At 30.5% G+C, this 1,857-nt stretch carries 1 protein-coding gene; it reads right to left on the bottom strand.

Features of this window, described 5'->3' with window-relative positions; genetic code table 11:
* Positions 1-64: 64 nt before the first annotated feature.
* On the bottom strand, positions 65-1,741 hold the full coding sequence (hcp, locus tag VN21_RS04420) for a hydroxylamine reductase (protein ID WP_046822231.1): 1,677 nt from the start codon (positions 1,739-1,741) through the stop codon (positions 65-67).
* Positions 1,742-1,857: the final 116 nt, after the last annotated feature.

Raw genomic sequence — 1,857 nt, 5'->3', positions numbered from 1 at the left:
TTATATTGTATATATTATAAACTCTCCTAAATAAATGACGTAACTCTAGTTGCATTTAATTAATTTATTTAGATGGTACTTCTAAGCAAGATGCTAAATCTTTATCTGGAGTACTTATAGTTTGTAAACTGAATGTGTCTACCAAATATTGAAGTACATTAGGACTTAAAAATGCCGGTATTGATGGTCCTAAGTATATTCCTTTTATTCCTAAAGACAATAGAGCTAATAAATCTGCTACTGCTTTTTGTTCATACCAAGATAAAATTATAGATAGTGGTAAGCTATTTACATCAGTGTCAAAAGCATCAGCTAATGCTAAAGCAATTCTTACAGCTGAGTAAGCATCATTACATTGCCCTACGTCTAAAAGTCTTGGTAATCCAGCAACTTCTCCAAAGTCTAATTTGTTAAATCTATACTTACCACAAGCTAGCGTAAGTATTATGCAGTCTTTAGGTACTTTTTGAGCAAATTCTGTATAGTAATTTCTTCCAGGTCTTGCTCCATCACACCCTCCAATTAAGAAGAAATGTCTTAATTTACCTGATTTTACAGCATCAATTATAGCTGGAGCATTACTTAAAGTGGCATTATGACCAAATCCAACTAAAATTTCGTGTGGCTCTTGATCTTCTTTAAATCCACCTAATTCTAATGCCTTATTTATAATCTCACTAAAATCTTTTTCTCCATCAGCATTTTTGCCTATGTATTTTACTCCATCCCATCCAACTACACTAGTAGTAAATATTCTATCCTTATATGAATCTCTAGGCTTCATAAGACAGTTTGTAGTCATTAAAATACACCCTGGTATATTATCAAACTCTTTTTGCTGATCTTGCCAAGCACCACCAAAATTTCCTGCTAAATGAGGATATTTATTAAGTTCTGGGTACCCATGACATGGTATCATTTCTCCATGAGTATAAATATTTATTCCTTTTCCTTCAGTTTGTTTTAAAATCATTTCTAAATCTTTTAAATCATGTCCTGAAACTATAATAAATGGACCTTTTTTAATGTGAACATTTACTTTATGAGGAGAAGGATTTTTATATATAGTTGTGTTTGCCTCATCTAGTTTTTGCATAACTGCAACGCTCATGTCACCAGTTCTTAGAGTCCATGTTATTAAGTCATTAACAGATAATTTATCATCTGTTGTAGCAGCTAATGATCTAAAATAAAATTCATCAACTTGATCGTTAAAATAACCTAATTCTCTAGATTGATGTCCATATGCAGATATTCCTTTTAAACCGTATATTATTGTTTGTCTTAAACTTCTTATATCTGGGTCTAAATTTTGATCATACATTATTCCTGCACGTTTAGCATCTTTTAACATTTGATCTCTAGTATCACTTAAATTATACTCTGCTTGTTCACAGCAATTAGAACAACTTGGAACTTTACTTCTTAGACTTTGCTTTATTTCTTGAGATTGTCTAAGCATTTTTTCATGAACATCTCCATCAAAGTTTACATTTGTAAGAGTAGTAAATAAAGAGTTTTCAACAAAGCTTACAATGTCCTTATCTATCTTTTCCCCTTTATCTATCAACTCTTTTGCATAACAACTTATTCCTTTAATTTGATATATTAACAAGTCTTGAAGAGCTGCAATTTCTGGTGTTTTACTGCAAACCCCTACCTTAGTACAACCCTTGCCACCAGCTGTTTGCTCACATTGATAACAAAACATTGGGTATTCCATAGCCATATTATTTTCCATAAAAATTCCTCCTTGTGAAATTTTAATAACAATATTAGTATTTCACAATTTCTTTAAAATATAGCTATATAATTAATATTTTAATTATGTTTTTATCATATTTGAATCATTCTATT

Origin of the sequence: Paraclostridium benzoelyticum, from assembly GCF_001006285.1 — a bacterium.
GTDB lineage: Bacteria > Bacillota > Clostridia > Peptostreptococcales > Peptostreptococcaceae > Paraclostridium > Paraclostridium benzoelyticum.
This window is presented reverse-complemented; position numbering and strand designations above follow the sequence as displayed.

Excerpts from the sequence above, each read along its gene's own strand:
- hcp (WP_046822231.1), bottom strand. The coding sequence starts at position 1,741 with ATGGAAAATAATATGGCTATGGAATACCCAATGTTTTGTTATCAATGT.